Origin of the sequence: Micromonospora sp. NPDC000663 (genome assembly GCF_042898105.1) — a bacterium.
In the GTDB taxonomy this organism is placed as follows: domain Bacteria; phylum Actinomycetota; class Actinomycetes; order Mycobacteriales; family Micromonosporaceae; genus Micromonospora.
The window spans coordinates 72,513-91,333 of record NZ_JBIAYR010000009.1 but is presented as its reverse complement, the minus strand read 5'-3'; the positions used below and the strand labels follow the sequence as shown (position 1 = coordinate 91,333).

The following is an 18,821-nucleotide window of genomic DNA, read 5'->3' as shown; positions in this document are numbered from 1 at the left end:
GGTCGTCCGGAAGGCCGCTGGATCATGGTCATGCCGCCTCAGGCCGTCAATGGCTTCCGGTCCGTCCCCGACGGCCCCGGGCCCTCACGCGACTGCCCTCGCTGTTGGCGGGCCTGAGCGATGTCCTCACGCCCTCGGGCGGCGTGGCCCCAAGCGGGTCTTCAGCTCGCAGCATCCTGTCGGGGTGCGGTGATCACCGTGGCGCGACCAGGGGCTGTCGGTGGCGGGGTCGACCTCACGGCTCCCGCATCCGGGATCTGAGCACGTCGAACTCGCACCCCGGCGCGTCCGGATCGAAGCCGTGCTCGATCAGCCACCGCGACGCCACCAGGCTGCGCAGTGACCACCAGGCGCGGATCACGTCCCGGTCCGCGTCGGCGCCGTAGCCGGCGAGCAGGTCGTCCAGGCGTTCCTCGTGCCCGAGCGTCAGGGTGGCGAGGTCGAACATCGCGTCACCGGGGGCGGCCTCGGACCAGTCGATGACGCCGGTGACCTCGTCGCCGTCGACGAAGACGTGGGTGATCTGCAGGTCGCCGTGGATGAACACGGGTTTCCATGGCCGGAGCGCGGCCTCGGCGATCTCGCGGTTGCGCCGGACCACCTCGGCGGGCAGGACGGCGTTGGCGAGCAGCCACCCGCACTCGCTGTCGAGTTCCGTCGCCACGTCGTCGAGCCTGCGCCCCGGCCACGGCGGCAACGGCGCATCGTGCAGTCTCCGTATGGCGGCACCCGCCGCGGCCCAGGCCGCCGGCGACGCGGCCGACGGTTCGCCGAGGACGCCGAGTGCCGTGCCGGGTACGGCGGCGATCGCGAGTACGGGCGGCTCGCGCCACAGGACCGCCGGGGTCGGGACCGGCGCCATGGCCATCGCCCGCGCCTCGACGTCGGCGTGCGCCGGGTCGCCGTCGACCTTCAGGAACACGTCACCGACGCGCAGCGTCACGCGCTGGCTGTGGGCGACGACGACTTCCACCTCGTCCATACCGGCCATCGTGGCTGGGATGGCAGTCGATGTCGCCGGAGTTTGCGGACGGCCGGCCGGTGACCGTCGACAATCGGGCGTCGACGGCGATCCTGCGGTGGCCCACCCCCGTTTCGTCGGGGTCCAACTGCCCCCGATCAGTGGTGTCTCCGCGCAATCGTCGTCCCGCAGACTCCGGTGGGTGACCACCTATTCCGGTAAGAAGAAGATCGGGAATGCCGGTGCCGTCGGTATCGCCGCGGCTATCTGCGTCTTACTGTGCTGCGGTGTCGGCACTATTGGGGCGCTCACCGATGACAACGGCGACAAGAAGCCCGTCGCGGCGGCCACAGCGACCGCCCCGGCGGCCGGCGATCGTCTCGTCGAGAGCGCGACCGCCGCCGCCGGCGTCAGCGCCACACCGAGTGCGCTGGCGTCCCCAACTCCAGCGTCCGTGCTGAGCCCGACACCTGCTCCGCAGCGCACCAGCAGCAAGCCGCCGTCCCGGCCGGCCGCCAAGCCGACGATCAGTAAGCCGAAGCCGAAGCCGACCACCGCGAAACCGAAACCGCCGTCTGTTCCGACAGTGCGTCCAGGGGCGTTCTGCTCCAGGCAGGGCGCGCGTGGCGTGACGAAGACCGGTAAGCCGATGGTGTGCACGACCACCGCTACGGACTCCAGAAAACGGTGGCGAGCGGCGTGATCTCCCGAAACGACAAAGCCCGGCCACCTACCATGTGGCCGGGCCGCGTTGTGGGTGAACGGATGTCGAGAACGGGGTGCGGACTCCGTCCCAGGGGTGGATTCGGCCACGGTGGTCGTACCGGACAAGGAGATCCAGCATGGCGATCCAGCGGATGGACAACGTCCTCATCGTCGTCGAGGACCTCGACGCTGTCATCGCGTTCTTCGTCGCGCTCGGCATGGAGGTGGAGGGCCGAGGGCCGGTCGAGGGGCGGTGGGTGGAGCGGGTCATCGGGATCGACGACGTCCGCCAAGAGGTCGCGATGCTGCGGACCCCGGACGGCCACGGCAAGGTCGAGCTGGCCATGTTCCAGACGCCGAGGGCGATCAGCCCCGAGCCGAGGGACGCGCCGGCGAACACGCTGGGCATCCGCCGCGTCATGTTCGCCGTCGACGACATCGAGGACGTCATCGCGCGGCTGCGGGCGCACGGCGCCGAACTCGTCGGCGCCCTGGAGCGGTACGAGGACATCTTCCGGCTCTGCTACGTCCGGGGCCCCGAGGGCATCATCGTCGGACTGGCCGAACAGATTCGCTGAGGGCTGCCCACGTCGACCGTTCACGGGGCCGCGCACAGTCGGCAACCGGACTACCGTGACAGGCATGATGGTGCGGACGCGCTGGACGATGCCCCACCCGCCCGAGGTGCTGTGGCCGGCGTTGTGCGACTCGCGCCTCGAACTTCGACCCCGGTGTCCGGTGTTCTACCTGGGCACCCCTCGGCCGACGACGTGCCGCCTGCCGGACGGCCCCGGCGAGGTGGGCGCCGCCCGGCAGTGCGTCTCGGAACAGGGCGTGGTGCGGCAGCGGATCACGACGTGGGAGCCACCGACCCGGTTGGCGTTCCACATGGAGTCGACGGACCTTGGCTTCCACCGCTTCGTGGACCGGCTCGGGGATCTGTTCGAGCTGGTCCCGGCGGGGAGCGGCACACAGGTCACCAGGACCACGACGGTGACAGTCAGCGGGTTCGGCCGGGCGGCTCTCTATCCGGCCCTGTGGGTCGGGCTGAAATCGGTGCACCGATTCGTGTTCCGTAACTGGCAGAGGATGCGGTTGTAGCCGCCGTCGCGGAGTCAGGAAATCAGTGTGCCGCCGTCGACTGTCACCACGGTGCCGGTGGCGTAGGTCGCCCGCAGCAGGTAGCCGAACGCCTCGGCGACCTCGTCAGGCTCGCCGACCCGGCCGAGTGGCAGCGACTCGCTGAGCTGGGCGTACATCTGCTCCCGGGTCTCCCCGGGCAGCGAGTCCCACAGCGGTGAGCGGATCACGCCGGCGGAGACGGCGTTGACCCGGATCGGGGCGAGTTCGACGGCGAGGGCACGGACCAGCGCGTCGATCGCTCCGGTGATGCTTGCCGCCACCGACCAGCCGGTGCTCGGCCGGTGGTTGGCGGTGCCGGTGGTGAGGGTGATCGAGCCGCCGGGCCGCAGGTACGGCAGTGCCGCGTTGACCGCCGCCAGGGAGCCGAAGTAGCGCAGTTCGAAGGCGGCACGGGCCGCGGCGAGGTCGAGGGCGTCGACGGACATCAGCGCGAGGGGTTCGCCCGCGGTGTAGACGAGGTGGTCGAACGGGCCGAGGCCCTCGAACAGCCGGGCCACGTCGGCCGGGTCGGTGAGGTCGGCGGCGTACCCCTGGGTGCCTGTCGGCAGGGTCGCCAGGGCGCGGTCGACGCTGCGCTGGTTGCGGGAGGCGACGACGACCTGGGCGCCCTCGCGAGCCGCCAGCGAGGCGGTGGCGAGCCCGATTCCCGAGGTCCCGCCGAGCAGGACGACGCGCTTGTCGGTGAGGGTCATGATCGTGTCCTTCCGAGGTGTGGTGGAGACGGCTACCACCGTGCTCCGTCCGCAACCCCCGCGTCCAAGACCTCTTTCACCTCCTGTGATGCCCGTTGAGCATCACCGAGGCCGCCTCCCGCGAGTATCGTGGGACCGACCGGACGGGGGCCGGATGGACGTGGATCTGCGCAAGCTCCGCTACTTCGTGGCGGTGGCCGAGGAGTTGCACTTCGGGCGGGCGGCCACGAGGCTGGGCATCGCCCAGCCGGTTCTGTCGCGCCAGATCCGGGCCCTGGAGCACGAACTGCGCGCCGAACTCTTCCTGCGGGACCGCCGCTCCACCGTGCTGACCGAGGCGGGCCGCCAGCTGCTTGTCGACGCCCGACCCTTGCTCGCCTCGGCCGAGGCGCTGCGTCGGCGGGTGCACCGGGCCGCGCACGGCCGGCCGACGTTCACCATCGCGTTCATGCCCGGCCTCATCGTCACCGCCGAGGCCCGGGCCATCGCCCGGCTGCACCCCGACCTGTCCGTCGCAGTGGTCCGCACGTCCTGGAACGACCAGGTCGAGGTGGTCCGCGAAGGGCGGGCCGACGTCAGCTACGTACGGCTCCCCGTCGACCACCGCGGCCTTCGGCTCCGTCCCCTGTTCACCGAACCCCGCGTCGTGGTCCTGCCCAGGGATCACCGCCTGGCCGGCAAGGAGTCGGTCGACCTCGCCGACCTGGGCGAGGAACGGCTCCTTCAGGACCCGGACGCGGTGCCGGAATGGCGGGACCTGCCGAACCGTCCGACGGACCCGGATCCCCGTCCCCGGCCGGAGCTGAACTCCGTCGAGGAGAAGTTGGAGCACGTCGCGGCGTACGCCGGGATGGCGATCCTGCCCCTGTCGACTGCGGCGTTCTACACCAGGCCCGACGTCGTGCACGTGCCCGTCGCCGACCTCGGGCACAACCAGGTCTGCCTGGCGTGGTCAGAGGACAACCAGTCGCCCCTGGTGGACGAGTTCGTGGCCATCGCCGTCCGGCAGGCCCGGGCCGCGGGGCTCTCGCCGGGCGAGTCCGGGGGTTAGGCTCCGGGCATGTTCCGCGAGGCCGGGTCGGACGACTTCGAGCAGATCATCCGCCTCTACCGCCAACTCAACCCGGACGACCCGGTGCTCGACGACGGATCCGACGCGGCGGCCTTCCAGCAGATCCTGAGCACGCCGGGGCTGCGTCTCTTCGTCCTCGAACTGGACGGGGTCGTGGTCGCCACGACGTATCTCAACGTGATCCCGAACCTCAGCCGGTCGGCCTCGCCGTACGCGGTCATCGAGAACGTCGTCGTGGAGCAGTCGCGCCGGGGCACCGGCCTGGGCAGGCAGATCATGGCCGGCACGCTCCAGGCCGCGTGGGATGCCGGCTGCTACAAGGCGATGCTGATGACGGGTTCGCGCACGCCGTCGACGCACGCCTTCTACCGGGCCTGCGGGTTCTCGCCCGACGCGAAGACCGCGTACCTGGCGCGTCCGTCGTGACGGCACCGCGCGGCTAGGCGGCGGGAAAGGTCTCGCGCAGCGCCGCGTCCAGGGACCGACCGGTCGTCGGCTCGACGAACAGGTCGGCCAGCAGGAGGTCGGCGAGGTGGCTGGGGTTGATGCCGGACTCCTTGCCCCCGAGGCCCTGGAGCGTGCCGCCGAACCGCAGGGCGGCCTTCGCCGCGCCGGACGGCAGGCGAGACACCCGGCGGCGTCGACCGACCGCCTCGGCGATACGGCCGATCATGTCGGCCCAGGCGAGGTTCTCGTCGGCCACCGGAATATCGTCGCCACGGCCCTGTTCCAGGGCGTCCACCGCGATCTCGGCCACGCTGCGCGCCGAGGCGGCGGCGGTCCCGCCGCTGGGGGCGACCAAGGGGGTACGCGAGCGCGCCCACCGGTCCAGCGGGCCCGCCCAGTTCGGGAGCCGGTCACCGGCCCGACCGAAGACGAAGGGCAGTTCGAGGACGGCGACAGGCAGGTCGTCGCCGGCCGCCGCCCGACCCTCGCGCGCCTGCTCGACCCGGCACCTGATGTACGTGTGACGTTCGGTGAGCCGCCACTGCGGACGCAGCCTGTCGAAGTAGGTGTAGTACGAGCCCATCAGCACGCCCCGGGTGAGACCCTCCTCGCGGGCGGCGGTGAGAAGGCGCACCACCGGGTCGACGTTGTCGCGGCGGAACCGCGGATAGATCGGCTTGGGCAGCGGGCGCTGCTCGTCGGTGCGGGTGGCGTACACGACGCCGTCGTGGCCGGCGAGCAACTGTCGCAGGTCCTCGACCGCCGCGGAGTCGACATCCATCAGGTGATCGACACCCGGCCGGGCGGTGCGCGCCACTGTGGTCGCGGCGTGGCCGTGCTCGCGCAGTACGTTCACGACGTGCACGCCGATCAGACCGCTGCCGCCCACCACGAGAACTCGCACGCTGAATCGTCCACTGCTGAGCCGGTTGCTTGCAAGTCACATCGTCGCCGCCTGACGGAGCCGCTGCGGATGCGGCGGCGGCCCGACGCGGCCAGAATGGCGTCCGGAGGTGATCGAGGATGGTCGACCAGGAGAGCGTGCCCAAGCTCTGTTCGGTGGTGCTCGACTGCACCGACGCGAGGGAGTCGGCCGAGTTCTACCGACAGCTGATGGGCTTCGTCTACCGGCCCGGCGACGAGCCGCCGGCGGACGGGCAACCCGACGAGCGCGGTCGGGACTGGCTGGTGCTGAGGTCTCCCGGCGGCGGCCCGCAGATGGCGTTCCAGCAGGTCGACCACCTGCCGGAGGCGACGTGGCCGAAGAACGACGTGCCGCAGCAGCTGCACCTGGACATGACAGTGGGATCCGTCGAGGAGCTGCTGGTCCAGCACGAGCGCGTGCTACGCCTCGGCGGCCGGCTGCGGTACGACCGCATCGAGGACCCCGACGAGCCGCTGCGCGTGTACGCCGACCCGGCCGGTCACCCGTTCTGCATTTTCGTGGGGTAGTCGTCGGCGCCTCCGCAGATGGCATAGGTTCGACTGTGGTGCACACCATCGCCGTGAAACGGGGTCGAGGATGCCTGAGCCGCGCGCCTTCTGGCTGGACGAGCAGTTCGACCGCGAGCACGGCGACGGCGGGCGGGGCCGGTACGAGGCCGAGGTGCTTCGGCGGATCGACGAGTTCGCCGACACGTGGGACGACATCGCGCCCGTCGCGTTCGCGGCGACGGCCTGGCGGGTGGCCAGCGAGCTGTCGCCCGGGTTCGTCCGCTGGCACCGGCGGATCATCTCGGCGTCCTGCGCGCGCAGCCCGTGGGACGGCAGCATGGTCTGCGCGGTGACCGTGGCGTCCCGCTGGCCTGCCGAGTTGACTTGGACCAGGCAGTGGCAGCGCGACCGGGGCTGGCACGACTGGCCCCAGCTGTTCGGGCAGTTCACCACACCCACCGAGCAGGACCACACGCGCCGCCCCCATCTGCGCGCCCTGCTCCAGGTGGAGGCGCCGGTCCCGCTCCACGACCTGCCGCCGGCACCCGCCGGTCCGGACGACGACGTCACCTCCGCGGCACGACGGGCGGTCGTGGTGCTGGCCCGGGAACTCAACGACCTTCTCGCGCCGATGATCGGCCAGCTCGACGCCGGGGTGCCTGCCGACTCCTGAAATCCCGGGCACCCACCGGCCATGCCGGCGCCGGTAGGGTCGGCGACGTGGATCTGCATGACACCGCCGCCCGGCTCGGCGTACCCGTCGAGGACGTCGAGCGGGTGCACCAGATCGCCGGCGACCGGCCGTCGGCGCCGCTTCCCGCCCGGGCCGACGCGCCCGCGATTCTCGACCGGCTCGCCGTGCCACCTGACGACGCCGCCGAGATCATGGCGGGCTGGCCCGACGCCGACTCTCCACTGTGGACGCCTGAGCTGCGCTGGCTGCTCGACCGCTCGATCGCCCTGGTCCGCGCCGATCTCGGGGGTGCGGACTGGCTGCCGCCCGGTCCGGAGCTGCCCCGTGACCGGGGCCCCGCCTGGCGGCACCTCTACGTGTACGCGTACCTGGCCCTGGTCGACGTCGCCCGGGCGTACCACCGCGACCACGACGTCCCCGACGCGGTGTCGTGGCTCAGCCTCGCGGATCTGGGCCGCAACCTCGCCGTCGACAGGCGGATGCGCGGCGAGGGCTGGCCGGTCATGCAGAGCTGGCTGACGCTGCACGTCCGCGGCAGCGTCTACGAGCTGGGCCGGTTGCAGCACCACCGTGGCGGCGCCACCCTCGCCCTGCACGTCCCTGATGCGGGGCCGTTGACCCCCGCCGCGATCGACGCGTCGCTCGACGAGGCCCGCGCGTTCTTCCCCCGCCACTTTCCCGACGAGCGCTACGAGGAGTTCTCCTGCGGCTCGTGGCTGCTCGACCCGCAGTTGCTGGAATATCTGCCGGCGGACTCCAACATCGCCCGGTTCCAGCGGCGGTTCGAGCTGACGCCCTACGACGAGAAGGAGGGGCCGGACGCCGACGTCGAGGTGCTGCGTTTCGTGTTCCGTACCCTGAGCACTCCGCTCGACGAGCTGCCCCGCCGTACCGTGCTGGAACGCGCGGTCGTCGACCACCTGAAGGCCGGCCGCCACTGGCAGTGGCGGCACGGCCGCTTCCCAATCTAGCCGCCCGGCACAGCGACAGCCGACGGTTCGGTGGGTCCGGTCCGGCCGCCGACCAGGGCGGGCCGGACCCACCACCCGCGTCAACCGGTGAGCGTGAACCTCTCCCAGGCTCCGACAGTGGTGCGGTTGGCGATCAGGGATCCCGCACCGGCGTTCTCGGCGGCCACGATCTGGCTGTTGACAGTGGCGCGCAGGCTGACCGTCCCGTCGGAGTTCGTGATGAGCTGGAAGGTCTCCCACGCTCCGACGGTCGTGCGGTTCGCGACGAGCGGTTCCGCGCCGGCGTTCTCGGCGCAGACGTACAGCCCGTTGGCACGCGACCGCAGGGCGATGGTGCCGTTGCCGGCGTCCACCCGGTCGAACTGCTCGGTGGAGGTGACTGTGGCCTTGTTGGCGATCAGCGGGTTCGTGCCGACGGCCGAGACGTACTGGCTGTTCACCTGCGCCCGCAGGGTGATCCCACCGGTCGGCGGGGTGCTGGTGCCCGTGGTGAAGGTGAACGCGTCGACGTCGAACAGGTACCCGGACCCGCCCTTGAACACCAGGTACAGCGTGGTGGCCGCGGCGGGCGGGTTGCTGATGGCGCCGGACACCTCGGTGAAGGTCTCCCAGTTCCCGGTCACCGGCACCGTGACGGTGCCCAGCAGCGTGCCGGTCGGCGAACCGGCCCGCACCTCGACGGTGCCGCCGGCACCTGCCGACGACGCCCGCACGGTGACGCGGTTGGCGTTGGCCAGGTTGTACGGCTGGTACGAGATCCAGTCGTTGTTCTCGATGAAACCGGCGGTGCGGCCACCCTCGGCGCTCGTGTGGTCGGTGGCCTGGACACCCGACTGGGCGCCGAAGTGCTCACCCTGGCGGTGCTTCGGCTGCAACGTCCGGATGCTGTGCGTGGTGAGCCCACCGTTGTCGGTGTACGCGGCGTCGAAGACCCCGTAGATGTTGGCCGCCGAGTCGTGTTCCCCGTCGGTCGGGACGGTAATCGAGCCGCTGCACCCGTTCTTCGAGGTGATCTGGTGGGCGTGACTGTCGTGGCCCAGCGCGTACGTCAGGCTGACCTTGGAACAGTCGATCGTGCCGTCCTGCGGGTCGCTGACGCTGATCTGGTACGGCACGGTGTCACCGAAGCTGAACAGCTGCCCGTCGGCGGGCGCGGTGAGCGTCACCGTCGGGGCCGTGTTGCCCACGGTGATGACCAGGCTCGCCGTGCCGGACAGGCCGGTCGGGTCGGTGACCTTCAACGTGGGGGAGTAGGTGCCGTTCGTGGTGTACGTCTTCGTGGGGTTCGCGGCTGTCGACGTGGTGCCGTCGCCGAAGGTCCACAGGTAGCTCAGCGCCCCACCCTCGGGGTCGGAGCTGCCGGCCGACGAGAAGTTGACGGTCAGCGGGTTGGCGCCCGACATGGGGTTCGCCGAGGCGACAGCGATGGGGCTGCGGTTACCGCCGCCGATGTACTCGATCCGGAACAGCGCCTGGTTGTTCGAGCCGGTGCCGTAGTCGAGCACGTACAGGGCGCCGTCGGGGCCGAAGGCCATGTCCATGACCTGGGTGCCGCTCCACGGGAAGCTGGAGATCTCCCCGCGGGAGCCGTCGGCGTTGATGGCGATGGGCTTGATCCAGCGGCGGCCGTACTCGCCGGCGAAGAACTGGCCGTTCAGCGACGCCGGGAACTTGATGCTGGAGTTGAGCGACGCGTCGTACCGGTAGACCGGCCCGGCCATCGGCGACTCGGAGCCGCTGCCGAACTCCGACGGTGAGCCGGAGTCGCCCGCGTACTTGATCCAGGCCGGCTTCGCCGCGGGCAGCGTGCCGAGCCCGGTGTTGCGGAACGAGTTGTTCGTCGGCCCGCCCGTGCAGTTGTACTTCGACTGCGACGGCCCGGACGGGAACGTGTATTCATTGTATGTTTCCGTGCTCGTGTTGCTTCCTGTGCAGTACGGCCAGCCGAAGTTGCCGGGTGCCGTGATGCGGTTGAACTCCACCTGACCCGACGGACCCCGGCTGGAGTTGGTGCTCCCCGCGTCCGGGCCGTAGTCGCCGACGTAGACGACGCCTGTCGCCTTGTCCACGCTCATCCGGAACGGGTTGCGCATACCCATCGCGTAGATCTCCGGGCGGGTGTTGGCGGTGCCGGGCGCGAACAGGTTGCCCGACGGGATCGTGTACGTGCCCTCCGCCTGCGGCTTGATCCGCAGCACCTTGCCGCGCAGGTCGTTGGTGTTGCCCGCCGAGCGCTGGGCGTCGAACTGTGGATTGCGGTTGGTCCGCTCGTCAAGCGGCGCGTACCCGGAGGACTCGAACGGGTTGGTGTCGTCGCCGGTGGTCAGGTACAGGTTGCCGGCGGCGTCGAAGTCCAGGTCACCGCCCACGTGGCAGCACTGCCCCCGGTCGTTTGCGACCTGGAGCACGATCTTCTCACTGCCCAGGTTGAGCGTGTCGTCGCTGTTGAGGGTGAACCGGGACAGCCGCAGGTGCCCCTTCCACCGGTCCCAGTCGGACTGCGATCCGGTGGTCGGGGCGTCCCCGGACGGGGTGCTCAACGTGGGGGAGTAGTACAGGTAGATCCACCTGTTGGTGGCGAAGTTGGGGTCGACGGCGACGCCCTGCAACCCCTCCTCGTCGTGGGTGTAGACGGACAGGGTGCCGGAGACCCTGGTGTTGCCTGCCACGTCGGTGACCCGCAGGACACCGTTGCGGGCGGTGTGCAGCACCGAGCGGTTGGGCAGGACGGCCAGGGACATGGCCTCGCCCAGCTCCGCCGAGCCGGTGGCGAGCTTGACCTGCTGGTAGTCGGAGGCGGGAATGACCACCGCCTGGGCGGGGGACGGTGCGGCAACGGCCAGGGTCACGCTCGCGGCGGCGGTGAGCGCCGCGACGAGGGCCCGGGACCAGCGCCGGGGGTACGAGAGCATGATCGTCCTTCCTCGACGATCGGGGGCCGGGCGTGCGGGCACGCACCACGGCCGCGAAGGGGTGGCGTGCGGTGGAGCGGTGCCCGGTCAGTTGGTGACGAGGTCGAACTTCTCCCACTGCCCGATGGAGGTCCGGTTGGCGATCAGCGCGGACGCGCCCGCGTTCTCGGCTGCCACGTAGCGGCTGTTCACGGTGGCCCGCAGGCTGACCGTGCCGTCGGAGTTACGGACCAGCTGGAAGGTCTCCCACGCGCCGGCTGTGGCCCGGTTGGCGATCAGCGCGGCGGCGCCGGCGTTCTCGGCGGCGACGTACTGGCCGTTGCCCTTGGCGCGCAGCGCCACGTTGCCGTTGCCGAGGTCGACCAGGTCGAACCGCTCGGTGGTGCCGGCGGTGGCCCGGTTGGCGATCAGCGGGGTGGTGGAGTTGGGCGCGCTGACGAACTGGTTGTTGGCCCGGGCCCGCAGGGTGGAGCCGCTGGTGGTGGGCGGCGGGGTGGTGGTGCGGGGCGAGCAGTCGGCAGTGACGGCGCCCGCCGCGACGCGCAGGCCGCCGAGCAGCATCTGGGTGAACTTCGGATCGGTGTACGACGCCTCGGTGTGCCCGAGGCCCGTGTACCACGCCCGCCCGCCGCCGTACGCCTTGCACCAGGTGATGGGGTGGTCGCCGTTCATGGTGCCGCCGCTGTACGACGACTCGTCGAGGCTGGCCAGGACCCGCGCGCTGGAGCGGGGGTTGGTGCGGTAGTTGTACCACTCGTCGGAGCGGACCCAGGTGGTGCCGAGGTGAGCGGTCGACGGGTTTGTCGTGTCCTCGATCTTCACGGTCGCGGTCTGGATCGCCGGGTGCGAGTCGAACCAGGCGCCGACCAGCGAGCCGTACCACGGCCAGCTGTACTCGGTGTCGGCGGCGGCGTGCACGCCCACGTACCCGCCACCTGCGGCGATGTACGACTCGAAGGCCGTCTGCTGGTTGGCGTCGAGCACGTCGCCAGTCGTCGACAGGAAGACCACCGCCTGGTACTGGGCCAGGTTGGAGGTGGTGAACTGGGCGGCGTCCTCGGTGGCGGTGACGGTGAAGCCGTTGGCCGAGCCGAGTTGCTGGATCGCGGCGATGCCGTTCGGGATGGACGAGTGCCGGAAACCGGCGGTCTTGCTGAACACCAGGACCTTGGTCAGCGGCGCGGCCGAGGCCGGCGCGGGGAGGGCTACCAGGCTGGCCAGCATCACGGCGAGGCCGGTGACGAGTGCCAGCAGTCGGGGACGGGAACGCATGGGGGTGCTCCTTAGCTGAGCGTCGACCCCGGCGGTGCGTACGGGCACGCCGGAGGTCACGGTGGCGGTGGTGCGGAAGCCGGGCCGCCGATGCTCGGCTGAGGTGCTGCGGGAAGGCGACGAGCGCGACCCGCCAGTGTGGACGGACCTGACGCATCGACTTGTATCGCTGACGCAGTAAACCTCCGATGTCTGCGGTGCGTCAAGGCCGCGCCCGTCGGCTTACCACCCACTGGACGGCGTTCCGCGACTCCTCAGCCTGGGAGGCCGGCGCGCCGGGTGCCGCTGCCTGTCCGGTGGCCCCCGGTGGTCGCCGCGGGGGCGGCCGCGAGGAGTGCGGTCCGGACCGTCTCCGCCATCGGGTCGCCCGGGTGATCGATCCAGTACTGCAGGGCGACCCGCAGGATGGCCAGGAAGGTCGCGGCCAGGACCCGGGATCGCAGTGCCACGTCGCCGCCGGTGAGCCGGTGGGCGAGTTCCGCGGCCAGCTCGCGCTCGATCGCGGCGTACGCCGCCACCTGGTGTGGGGCCAGGCCGGGGTGCCCGCGCAGCTTGCGGCGCTGGGTCAGCCAGGAAGCGTCAGAACCGCCGAAAACCTCCTCGGTGAGGCCCTCGGCCGCCCGGCTCAGGACGGTCCATGGCTCCTCGTCGACGGGCTGTTCCCGGATCAGCTGCAACAGCCGGTGCAGGCGCATGGTGTCGCCGTGGAAGAGGGCCTGCTCCTTGCTGGAGAAGTAGTTGGAGAAGGTCCGCCGGGAGACGTTCGCGGCGTCCGCTATCGCCTCGACCGTCACCGCGTCGATTCCCTCGTCGGCGGCGAGGCGCAGGGCCGCCTCGTGCAGGGCGAGGCGGGTGGCCGCCTTCTTGCGCTCCCGCAGGCCGGTCGTCACGTCCATCGCACCGAGGGTACGTGCGGGTGAGCGAGTTCTCAATGAGCAAACTTGCCTAACGGGCAAGATCGGTGAATGCTTGCTTGAGGCAACCAAACTCCTGTGGGAGCAGACGTGGAAAGCGACGCTCGGGAACTCAGCCTCCGCCTGTACGACCTGGTCAGAACGGTTCGACTGTTGAAGCAGCGCCGGGCCGACGAACGCCCGGTCATCCCGCCGGGCATGCTCGGCATGCTCGTGCAGATCGACCAGCTCTCCAGCGACTGCCACGCCCGCGACCTGGCCGAGCGGACCCGGCTGGACGCGTCGACAGTCAGCCGCTCGGTCGCGGCGCTCGTCGCGCAGGGCCTGGTCGAGCGGAGGCCGGACCCGACCGACAAGCGGGCGACCTTCCTGGCGGTCACCCCGACCGGCCGTGCCGCCCTGGCCGACAGCCACCGCTGGTACGGCGACGTGCTCGAACGCGCGCTCGCCGACTGGACTCCCGGCGAGGTGGCGGCGCTGAGCTCCGCCCTCGGCCGGTTCACCGGCGACATCGAGGTCGCCCTCGGAAACAACGACAACGACAACCTGGAGGCCGCGCGATGAGCGCACCCACCATCACGGCCGGCGCTGAGCCGATGACCCATCGGCGGACACTGGAAGCGCTCAGTGGCCTGCTGCTGGTGCTGTTCGTCGCGATGCTGAGCAGCACTGTCGTCTCCACCGCGCTGCCGAAGATCATCGGTTCGCTGAACGGCTCGCAGACCCAGTACACCTGGGTGGTCACCGCGACCCTGCTCACCGCGACGGCGACCACCCCGATCTGGGGCAAGCTGGCCGACCTGTTCAACAAGAAGGCCCTCATCCAGATCGCCATCGTGGTCTTCCTGCTGGGCTCGGTCGTCGCCGGCTTCTCGCAGAGCGCGGGCCAGCTCATCGCCGCCCGCGCGTTCCAGGGCATCGGGGTCGGTGGTCTGCAGGCGCTCGTCCAGGTGGCGATCGCGGCCATGATCCCGCCGCGCGAGCGGGGCCGCTACAACGGCTACCTCGGTGGCGTCATGGCGGTCGCGACGGTCGGCGGCCCGCTGCTCGGCGGCCTCATCGTCGACACGTCCTGGCTCGGTTGGCGCTGGTGCTTCTTCGTCGGCGTGCCGGTGGCCGCCGTCGCCCTGCTCCTGCTCCAGGCCACCCTGCACCTGCCGACAGTACGGCGCGAGAACGTCAAGATCGACTACTTGGGTGCCGGCCTGATCGCCGCCGGCGTCAGCCTGCTGCTGATCTGGATCTCGTTCGTCGGCAGCTCCTTCGCCTGGGTCTCCTGGCAGACCGCGGCGATGGTGGGCGGCACGCTCGTCCTGCTCGCGCTGGCGGTCTGGGTCGAGTCGCGCGCCGCCGAGCCGGTCGTCCCGCTCGGCATCGTGCGCCAGCACACCACCGCGCTTGCCATCCTCGGCAGCCTCGCGGTCGGCATGGCCATGTTCGGCGGCGCCGTCTTCCTCGGCCAGTACTTCCAGATCGGCCGCGGTTACAGCCCGACGGAGGCAGGCCTGCTCACCATCCCGATGATGGCGGGTGTCCTGGGCTCCTCGATCGTCGCCGGCCGGCTGATCACCAAGAGCGGAAAGATCAAACCGTACATCGTGGTCGGCTCGATCCTGCTTGTCGCCGGGTTCGCCCTGCTCGGCACCATCGACCACCAGACGTCGCTCGTCCTGGTCGGCGCCGCCATGTTCACAGTCGGCGTCGGCGTCGGCATGACCATGCAGAACCTCGTCCTCGCCGTGCAGAACACGGTCTCGCTCAAGGACATCGGCGCGGCCAGTTCCAGCGTGGCGTTCTTCCGGTCGCTCGGCGGCACCATCGGCGTCTCCGTGCTGGGCGCCGTCCTCGCCCGCCGGGTCAGCGACCAGATCACCCACGACCTCGCCGCCGCCGGGATCCCCACCTCCGGCAGCTCGCAGGGCAGCAGCAACCTCAACATCACCGCGCTGCCCGGTCCGATCCAGGAGATCGTCCGGGCCGCGTACGGCGACGCCACCGGGCACATCTTCCTCATCTCCGCCGCGATCGGGGTCGTCGGCGTCATCGCCGCGCTCCTGCTCAGGCCGATCACCCTGCGGACCAGCCTCGACCTGCCGGACGCCGCCACGTCGGCGGCAGTCGGCGCCGACGCGATCGACGGCGCCCCCGCCTTCGACCAGGTGCGCGCCGACAGCACGCCTGACGGGACCCCCCGACGCTGACGTCGGGCCGTCCGACCCGGGGCCGCCGCCGTCCGAGGACGGCGGCGGCCCCGGCCTGTCCAGCCAGCGCCGACACGAGCGAACGTCACCGAATCGAGGGGCCTGTGGATACCGCGGAGCTGCCAGCGGCGCGTCCGGCGGCACCCGCCCGGCGAGCCGCCGCACTGCACCGGGCCATGCGTGAGCTGGGGCTCGTCGTCGCACTGTTCCTCATCTACAAGGCGGCGCGGGTGGCGGGCGCCGACCGAGGGCCGACCGCTGTGGGAAACGGGGAGTGGATCTGGCGGACCGAGCGCCTGTTCCACCTGCCCGACGAGGCTGCCTTCCAGCGTCCTCTGCTCTCCCACGAGCTGCTGGTGCACCTGGCCAACGGCTACTACGCGTACGTGCACTTCCCCGCCACGGCCATCTGTCTGATCTGGCTGTACGTCCGACACCCCGTGCGTTATCTCTGGACGCGCCGCATGCTCGCCGGGCTCACCGCTGCGGCACTGGCGCTGCACTTCCTGGTCCCGCTGGCACCGCCGCGACTGACCGCCCTGACCGGCATGGTGGACACCGGCAGCCGTTACGGGCCCGCCGTCTACGGCCCGCCCGACACGGACGCGTTGAGCAACCAGTACGCCGCCATGCCCTCCCTGCACGTCGGCTGGGCTCTCGCCGTAGCCGTCGCGCTCATCGCGGTGACCGGCGGGCGCCTGCGGTGGCTGTGGCTGGCGCACCCGCTCGTCACCCTGCTTGTCGTCGTGACCACTGGCAACCACTACTGGCTCGACGGCATCGTCGCGGCCGTGTTGCTCGCCGTCGTCTGCCTCGTCCTGCCCAGGCCCGCACCGCCGACCGGCCCACCCCACCCGCCGACCCGGTGCCCGGCCGGATGGCCCCGCCAGCGCGTACGGGCTCCGCAGGCGCCGTCCGGTCACCCACCCGGGCGAGCCGACGCCTGTGACCTCGTGAGAACGCCGTCACCTGCCGTTCGGTCCCGACGTGTCAGGGGCCGTCAGCGACCGAGGACGAGGTAGGCGAGACCGACGACCCCGCGGTACCCGCCGACGTACTGGCGCAGCCGGTCGTCGAGTTCCGCGCGGACCTGCGCCGCCCGGGGATCCTCCGGGTACGTCAGCAGCCACTCCTGCCGTCCCGCGAGCCAGGTGGACTCGAAGTCGTCCCACTCGCGCTGGTCGGCGGTGCTCAGGTGCAGCACCCGCCAGCCGCGTTCCCGGGCGGCCTCGACGAGGCCGGGCAGCTCCGTGATCCCGGTTCCGAAGATCTGCTCGACCTGCGGGGTCGGCGGGTGTTCCCAGTAGGCGTCGCCGAACAGCAGCCGGCCTCCCGGTCGGACCACGTCGGCGAGCGCTTCCAGTGCGGCGCCGGTGCCACCGAAGGCGTGCGCCGACCCGACGCACAGGACCCGGTCGGCGGGCTCCTGCCAGGCCGCCGCCTCACCCATCACGAAGGCGACGTGCCGGTTCAGGGACCGGCCGGTGGCCAGCCGCCGTCCCCTGGCGAGCGCGGCGTCGTCGGTGTCGACACCGACGCCCCGGGTGGCGAGCGGACCCGACACGCCACCGGCGGCGACCGCCCGCAGCAGCAGCTCACCCCACCCGCAGCCCAGATCGAGCACCCGCGCGCCGGGTCGTACGTCGAGTCGGCGCAGCAGGAGCGCGGCGTGCTCCTCGGACAGGGGCGTGTTCCAGCGCATCCGCGCGTAGCGGCTGGCGGCGAGGTGGTCGGTTGCCTGCATCCGTTGAGGGTGTCAAGTCATGATCCGCGGCGCACGTCGGGTCCGGCGTCCCGCCGTACGGCAGGACCGGTGGGGCCGGCGCTGCACGGAGGCGGTTTCACCGACCGTGAGCTGCGCTCGTGGGAGGGCGACGAGTTGCTGCGGCAGGGCCTGGGCATCACCAGCCTCGTCAACCGGGCCACCGAGCGGCAGGCGACCGCCGCCTAGACCACTGGCGACAACTGCTCCAGCGGGCCACCGAGGGAACCACCGAAAGATCGGGGTCGTCCTCGACGGCCGCCAGGCTTTCGCCAGTGACGTTGCCGTGGCGGCCGTCGAGTCGGAGGGGCTGTCACCAGTAGTAGATGAATCCGTAACTCGTGCCGTGCTGGCCGCCAGTCACCCTGCAGGGATAGGTGCCGTAGCCCATGACCCAAGCCAGGTCCAACCTGGCCGCCGTGCAGGCATCCAGGGTTGGGTACCCGCCCTTGTAGCCCGCGCCCGCCGACGCGGACGTTGCCGTCCCGCCGACAAGGACGCCGGTAAGCATCGTCGTTGCCAGAACCGCGCTCGCGATTTTCCGCCGCACCGTGCCGTCCCTTTTGTGGTTGTATGGAACAGAGAAGTCCGTGGCATCCTAACCTGAGGTCGGCTCCTCTCGCGTCCGGCGGGTTCCACTGTGGCCGGTGCCCTGGCCGCCTGCTGGTGGCGCTTGCGAAACCAGCCGTGGCCCGGCAGCTGATCGCCGCCGCGACGAACATCCCAGGCAGTACTAGCCGGCGGCGGCGGCCAGCTCCTGGTAGTAGGGCTGCATCGCCGGGTGGTACTCGTCGAACTCGGGCCGGGACGAGCCGTCCCGCGAGGCGACAAGCATGTCCAGGTAGTACTCCCAGCCGGCGCCCACCTCGCCGATGCCCTCCACGGTGTCGAGGTGCTGCACGAAGCGCAGCTCGGTGGTGCCGTCGGCCTCGGTCAGTGACAGCTCCAGCAGCCAGGTGCCGAAGTCGTCGGTCGTCGACACGGCCAGGCGGCGACCCGGCTCGCACGCGTCGATGCGTATGTCGCACCAGGGCTGCTGCTCCTCGTACGCCATCTGGACCCGGATGGTCCGACCGGGTGCGGCGTCGCCCTCCCACGGGCCGAACCAGCGGGCCGTGCGCTCCGGCTCGGTGAGGCTGGCCCACACGTCGGCGGCCGGCGCGCGGAACGTACGGGTCAGGACGAGATCGTGGCCGGTGGCGGTGCGGAACAGGCGTCCGGCGGGTGTGCGGGTCATGCCGTGTGCTCCCTTCGGTGCTCCGCCGGGCCGCTACTGCGACGTTCTCGGCGGGTTCGATAGACCTCGGTCTCCAACGCGTCGAGGTGCCGCTCCCACCTGTCGGTGGCGACGAGCCCGGTGAGCCAGTCGACAAGCGGCGCGAGTGGGCCCGGGTCGAGCCGGTAGATCCTCTGCCTACCGACCAGCTCGTCGTGCACCAGGCCGCTCTCGCGCAGCACCCGCAGGTGCCTGCTGATGGCGGGCCGGCTGATCGTGAACCGCTGGGCGATGTCGCCGGCCGCCAGTGGTTCGTCGCGCAACAGGGTGAGGATGCGCCGTCGTACCGGGTCCGCGATCGCGGTGGCCACCTCGTCCACCCCGAAAGCGTAACCTATGGGTTACGGGTTGGCCTGTCGTCGCTC

21 protein-coding genes are annotated in these 18,821 nt (G+C 71.0%); 12 read left to right on the top strand and 9 right to left on the bottom strand.

Annotation, left to right across the window (positions count from 1 at the left end):
- Positions 1–235: 235 nt before the first annotated feature.
- Positions 236–982, bottom strand: coding sequence for a phosphotransferase family protein (locus tag ACFY1S_RS24650; RefSeq protein ID WP_387122362.1), 747 nt, complete (start codon positions 980–982; stop codon positions 236–238).
- A gap of 181 nt (positions 983–1,163) precedes the next feature.
- Between ACFY1S_RS24650 and ACFY1S_RS24645 the strand changes: the two genes are divergently transcribed.
- The 3 genes from ACFY1S_RS24645 (at position 1,164) to ACFY1S_RS24635 (ending at position 2,767) form a co-directional block, all read left to right on the top strand.
- Entirely contained in the window at positions 1,164–1,664 is a 501-nt protein-coding gene (locus ACFY1S_RS24645) for a hypothetical protein (RefSeq protein WP_387122360.1), read from the top strand.
- 139 nt (positions 1,665–1,803) lie between these two features.
- Positions 1,804–2,244 (top strand): VOC family protein, encoded by a 441-nt coding sequence (locus ACFY1S_RS24640; RefSeq protein ID WP_387122357.1) that lies wholly within the window; start codon positions 1,804–1,806, stop codon positions 2,242–2,244.
- A 64-nt stretch (positions 2,245–2,308) separates the two neighbouring features.
- The gene (locus ACFY1S_RS24635; protein ID WP_387122354.1) at positions 2,309–2,767 is read left to right on the top strand and encodes an SRPBCC family protein; all 459 of its coding nucleotides are present in this window, start codon (positions 2,309–2,311) and stop codon (positions 2,765–2,767) included.
- Between the two features lie 14 nt (positions 2,768–2,781).
- Here ACFY1S_RS24635 and ACFY1S_RS24630 read toward each other — a convergent pair whose 3' ends face one another.
- Positions 2,782–3,501, bottom strand: a complete 720-nt coding sequence (locus ACFY1S_RS24630) for an SDR family oxidoreductase (protein ID WP_387122351.1) — start codon at positions 3,499–3,501, stop codon at positions 2,782–2,784.
- 154 nt (positions 3,502–3,655) lie between these two features.
- Between ACFY1S_RS24630 and ACFY1S_RS24625 the strand changes: the two genes are divergently transcribed.
- Both ACFY1S_RS24625 and ACFY1S_RS24620 read left to right on the top strand, forming a co-directional pair.
- Positions 3,656–4,552 (top strand): LysR family transcriptional regulator, encoded by an 897-nt coding sequence (locus ACFY1S_RS24625; RefSeq protein WP_387122348.1) that lies wholly within the window; start codon positions 3,656–3,658, stop codon positions 4,550–4,552.
- Between the two features lie 9 nt (positions 4,553–4,561).
- The gene (locus ACFY1S_RS24620; RefSeq protein ID WP_387122345.1) at positions 4,562–4,999 is read left to right on the top strand and encodes a GNAT family N-acetyltransferase; all 438 of its coding nucleotides are present in this window, start codon (positions 4,562–4,564) and stop codon (positions 4,997–4,999) included.
- Positions 5,000–5,012: 13 nt separating this feature from the next.
- Here the strand turns inward: ACFY1S_RS24620 and ACFY1S_RS24615 are convergent, their stop codons facing one another.
- On the bottom strand, positions 5,013–5,924 hold the full coding sequence (locus ACFY1S_RS24615; RefSeq protein WP_387122342.1) for an NAD-dependent epimerase/dehydratase family protein: 912 nt from the start codon (positions 5,922–5,924) through the stop codon (positions 5,013–5,015).
- A gap of 119 nt (positions 5,925–6,043) precedes the next feature.
- Between ACFY1S_RS24615 and ACFY1S_RS24610 the strand changes: the two genes are divergently transcribed.
- The 3 genes from ACFY1S_RS24610 to ACFY1S_RS24600 all read left to right on the top strand — a co-directional run bounded on the left by ACFY1S_RS24610 (position 6,044) and on the right by ACFY1S_RS24600 (position 8,119).
- Positions 6,044–6,472, top strand: a complete 429-nt coding sequence (locus ACFY1S_RS24610) for a VOC family protein (protein ID WP_364365439.1) — start codon at positions 6,044–6,046, stop codon at positions 6,470–6,472.
- Positions 6,473–6,542: 70 nt separating this feature from the next.
- A complete protein-coding gene (locus ACFY1S_RS24605; RefSeq protein ID WP_387122339.1) occupies positions 6,543–7,127 on the top strand; it encodes a hypothetical protein in 585 nt (194 codons plus the stop codon).
- 47 nt (positions 7,128–7,174) lie between these two features.
- Positions 7,175–8,119, top strand: coding sequence for an acyltransferase domain-containing protein (locus ACFY1S_RS24600; protein ID WP_387122337.1), 945 nt, complete (start codon positions 7,175–7,177; stop codon positions 8,117–8,119).
- An 80-nt stretch (positions 8,120–8,199) separates the two neighbouring features.
- Here the strand turns inward: ACFY1S_RS24600 and ACFY1S_RS24595 are convergent, their stop codons facing one another.
- From ACFY1S_RS24595 to ACFY1S_RS24585, 3 genes are all read right to left on the bottom strand, one after another.
- Complete coding sequence (locus tag ACFY1S_RS24595; RefSeq protein WP_387122335.1) at positions 8,200–11,031, bottom strand: PQQ-dependent sugar dehydrogenase; 2,832 nt, start codon at positions 11,029–11,031, stop codon at positions 8,200–8,202.
- Positions 11,032–11,118: 87 nt separating this feature from the next.
- Positions 11,119–12,303, bottom strand: a complete 1,185-nt coding sequence (locus ACFY1S_RS24590; protein WP_387122332.1) for a ThuA domain-containing protein — start codon at positions 12,301–12,303, stop codon at positions 11,119–11,121.
- A 254-nt stretch (positions 12,304–12,557) separates the two neighbouring features.
- Positions 12,558–13,199, bottom strand: a complete 642-nt coding sequence (locus ACFY1S_RS24585) for a TetR/AcrR family transcriptional regulator (protein WP_387122329.1) — start codon at positions 13,197–13,199, stop codon at positions 12,558–12,560.
- Between the two features lie 108 nt (positions 13,200–13,307).
- Here ACFY1S_RS24585 and ACFY1S_RS24580 point away from each other — a divergent pair, with 108 nt between their 5' ends.
- The 3 genes from ACFY1S_RS24580 (at position 13,308) to ACFY1S_RS24570 (ending at position 16,440) form a co-directional block, all read left to right on the top strand.
- Positions 13,308–13,781: a MarR family winged helix-turn-helix transcriptional regulator gene (locus ACFY1S_RS24580; RefSeq protein WP_387122326.1), complete on the top strand. Its 474-nt coding sequence runs from the start codon at positions 13,308–13,310 to the stop codon at positions 13,779–13,781.
- Positions 13,778–15,418: an MDR family MFS transporter gene (locus tag ACFY1S_RS24575; protein ID WP_387122323.1), complete on the top strand. Its 1,641-nt coding sequence runs from the start codon at positions 13,778–13,780 to the stop codon at positions 15,416–15,418. The genes ACFY1S_RS24580 and ACFY1S_RS24575 overlap by 4 nt, the downstream gene beginning before the upstream one ends.
- 104 nt (positions 15,419–15,522) lie before the next feature.
- Entirely contained in the window at positions 15,523–16,440 is a 918-nt protein-coding gene (locus ACFY1S_RS24570; RefSeq protein WP_387122320.1) for a phosphatase PAP2 family protein, read from the top strand.
- Here the strand turns inward: ACFY1S_RS24570 and ACFY1S_RS24565 are convergent.
- The gene (locus ACFY1S_RS24565) at positions 16,419–17,162 is read right to left on the bottom strand and encodes an SAM-dependent methyltransferase (protein ID WP_387122317.1); all 744 of its coding nucleotides are present in this window, start codon (positions 17,160–17,162) and stop codon (positions 16,419–16,421) included. The genes ACFY1S_RS24570 and ACFY1S_RS24565 overlap by 22 nt on opposite strands.
- Before the next feature lie 69 nt (positions 17,163–17,231).
- On the opposite strand from ACFY1S_RS24565, the gene ACFY1S_RS24560 reads away from it, so the two are divergent.
- Positions 17,232–17,369 carry a hypothetical protein gene (locus ACFY1S_RS24560; protein ID WP_387122314.1) on the top strand — a complete coding sequence of 46 codons (138 nt, stop codon included), beginning with the start codon at positions 17,232–17,234 and terminating at the stop codon, positions 17,367–17,369.
- Between the two features lie 544 nt (positions 17,370–17,913).
- On the opposite strand, the gene ACFY1S_RS24555 is transcribed toward ACFY1S_RS24560, so the two are convergent.
- Both ACFY1S_RS24555 and ACFY1S_RS24550 read right to left on the bottom strand, forming a co-directional pair.
- Positions 17,914–18,417 (bottom strand): SRPBCC family protein, encoded by a 504-nt coding sequence (locus ACFY1S_RS24555; RefSeq protein WP_387122312.1) that lies wholly within the window; start codon positions 18,415–18,417, stop codon positions 17,914–17,916.
- Complete coding sequence (locus ACFY1S_RS24550; protein WP_387122309.1) at positions 18,414–18,776, bottom strand: metalloregulator ArsR/SmtB family transcription factor; 363 nt, start codon at positions 18,774–18,776, stop codon at positions 18,414–18,416. Before ACFY1S_RS24550 ends, ACFY1S_RS24555 begins: the two co-directional genes overlap by 4 nt.
- Positions 18,777–18,821: the final 45 nt, after the last annotated feature.

Bases quoted from the DNA above. Each gene is read 5' to 3' on its own strand.
- ACFY1S_RS24650 (WP_387122362.1), bottom strand. From the start codon at position 982: ATGGACGAGGTGGAAGTCGTCGTCGCCCACAGCCAGCGCGTGACGCTG.
- ACFY1S_RS24640 (WP_387122357.1), top strand. From the start codon at position 1,804: ATGGCGATCCAGCGGATGGACAACGTCCTCATCGTCGTCGAGGACCTC.
- ACFY1S_RS24635 (WP_387122354.1), top strand. From the start codon at position 2,309: ATGATGGTGCGGACGCGCTGGACGATGCCCCACCCGCCCGAGGTGCTG.
- ACFY1S_RS24630 (WP_387122351.1), bottom strand. From the start codon at position 3,501: ATGACCCTCACCGACAAGCGCGTCGTCCTGCTCGGCGGGACCTCGGGA.
- ACFY1S_RS24625 (WP_387122348.1), top strand. From the start codon at position 3,656: ATGGACGTGGATCTGCGCAAGCTCCGCTACTTCGTGGCGGTGGCCGAG.
- ACFY1S_RS24620 (WP_387122345.1), top strand. From the start codon at position 4,562: ATGTTCCGCGAGGCCGGGTCGGACGACTTCGAGCAGATCATCCGCCTC.
- ACFY1S_RS24610 (WP_364365439.1), top strand. From the start codon at position 6,044: ATGGTCGACCAGGAGAGCGTGCCCAAGCTCTGTTCGGTGGTGCTCGAC.
- ACFY1S_RS24605 (WP_387122339.1), top strand. From the start codon at position 6,543: ATGCCTGAGCCGCGCGCCTTCTGGCTGGACGAGCAGTTCGACCGCGAG.
- ACFY1S_RS24595 (WP_387122335.1), bottom strand. From the start codon at position 11,031: ATGCTCTCGTACCCCCGGCGCTGGTCCCGGGCCCTCGTCGCGGCGCTC.
- ACFY1S_RS24590 (WP_387122332.1), bottom strand. From the start codon at position 12,303: ATGCGTTCCCGTCCCCGACTGCTGGCACTCGTCACCGGCCTCGCCGTG.
- ACFY1S_RS24585 (WP_387122329.1), bottom strand. From the start codon at position 13,199: ATGGACGTGACGACCGGCCTGCGGGAGCGCAAGAAGGCGGCCACCCGC.
- ACFY1S_RS24575 (WP_387122323.1), top strand. From the start codon at position 13,778: ATGAGCGCACCCACCATCACGGCCGGCGCTGAGCCGATGACCCATCGG.
- ACFY1S_RS24565 (WP_387122317.1), bottom strand. From the start codon at position 17,162: ATGCAGGCAACCGACCACCTCGCCGCCAGCCGCTACGCGCGGATGCGC.
- ACFY1S_RS24555 (WP_387122312.1), bottom strand. From the start codon at position 18,417: ATGACCCGCACACCCGCCGGACGCCTGTTCCGCACCGCCACCGGCCAC.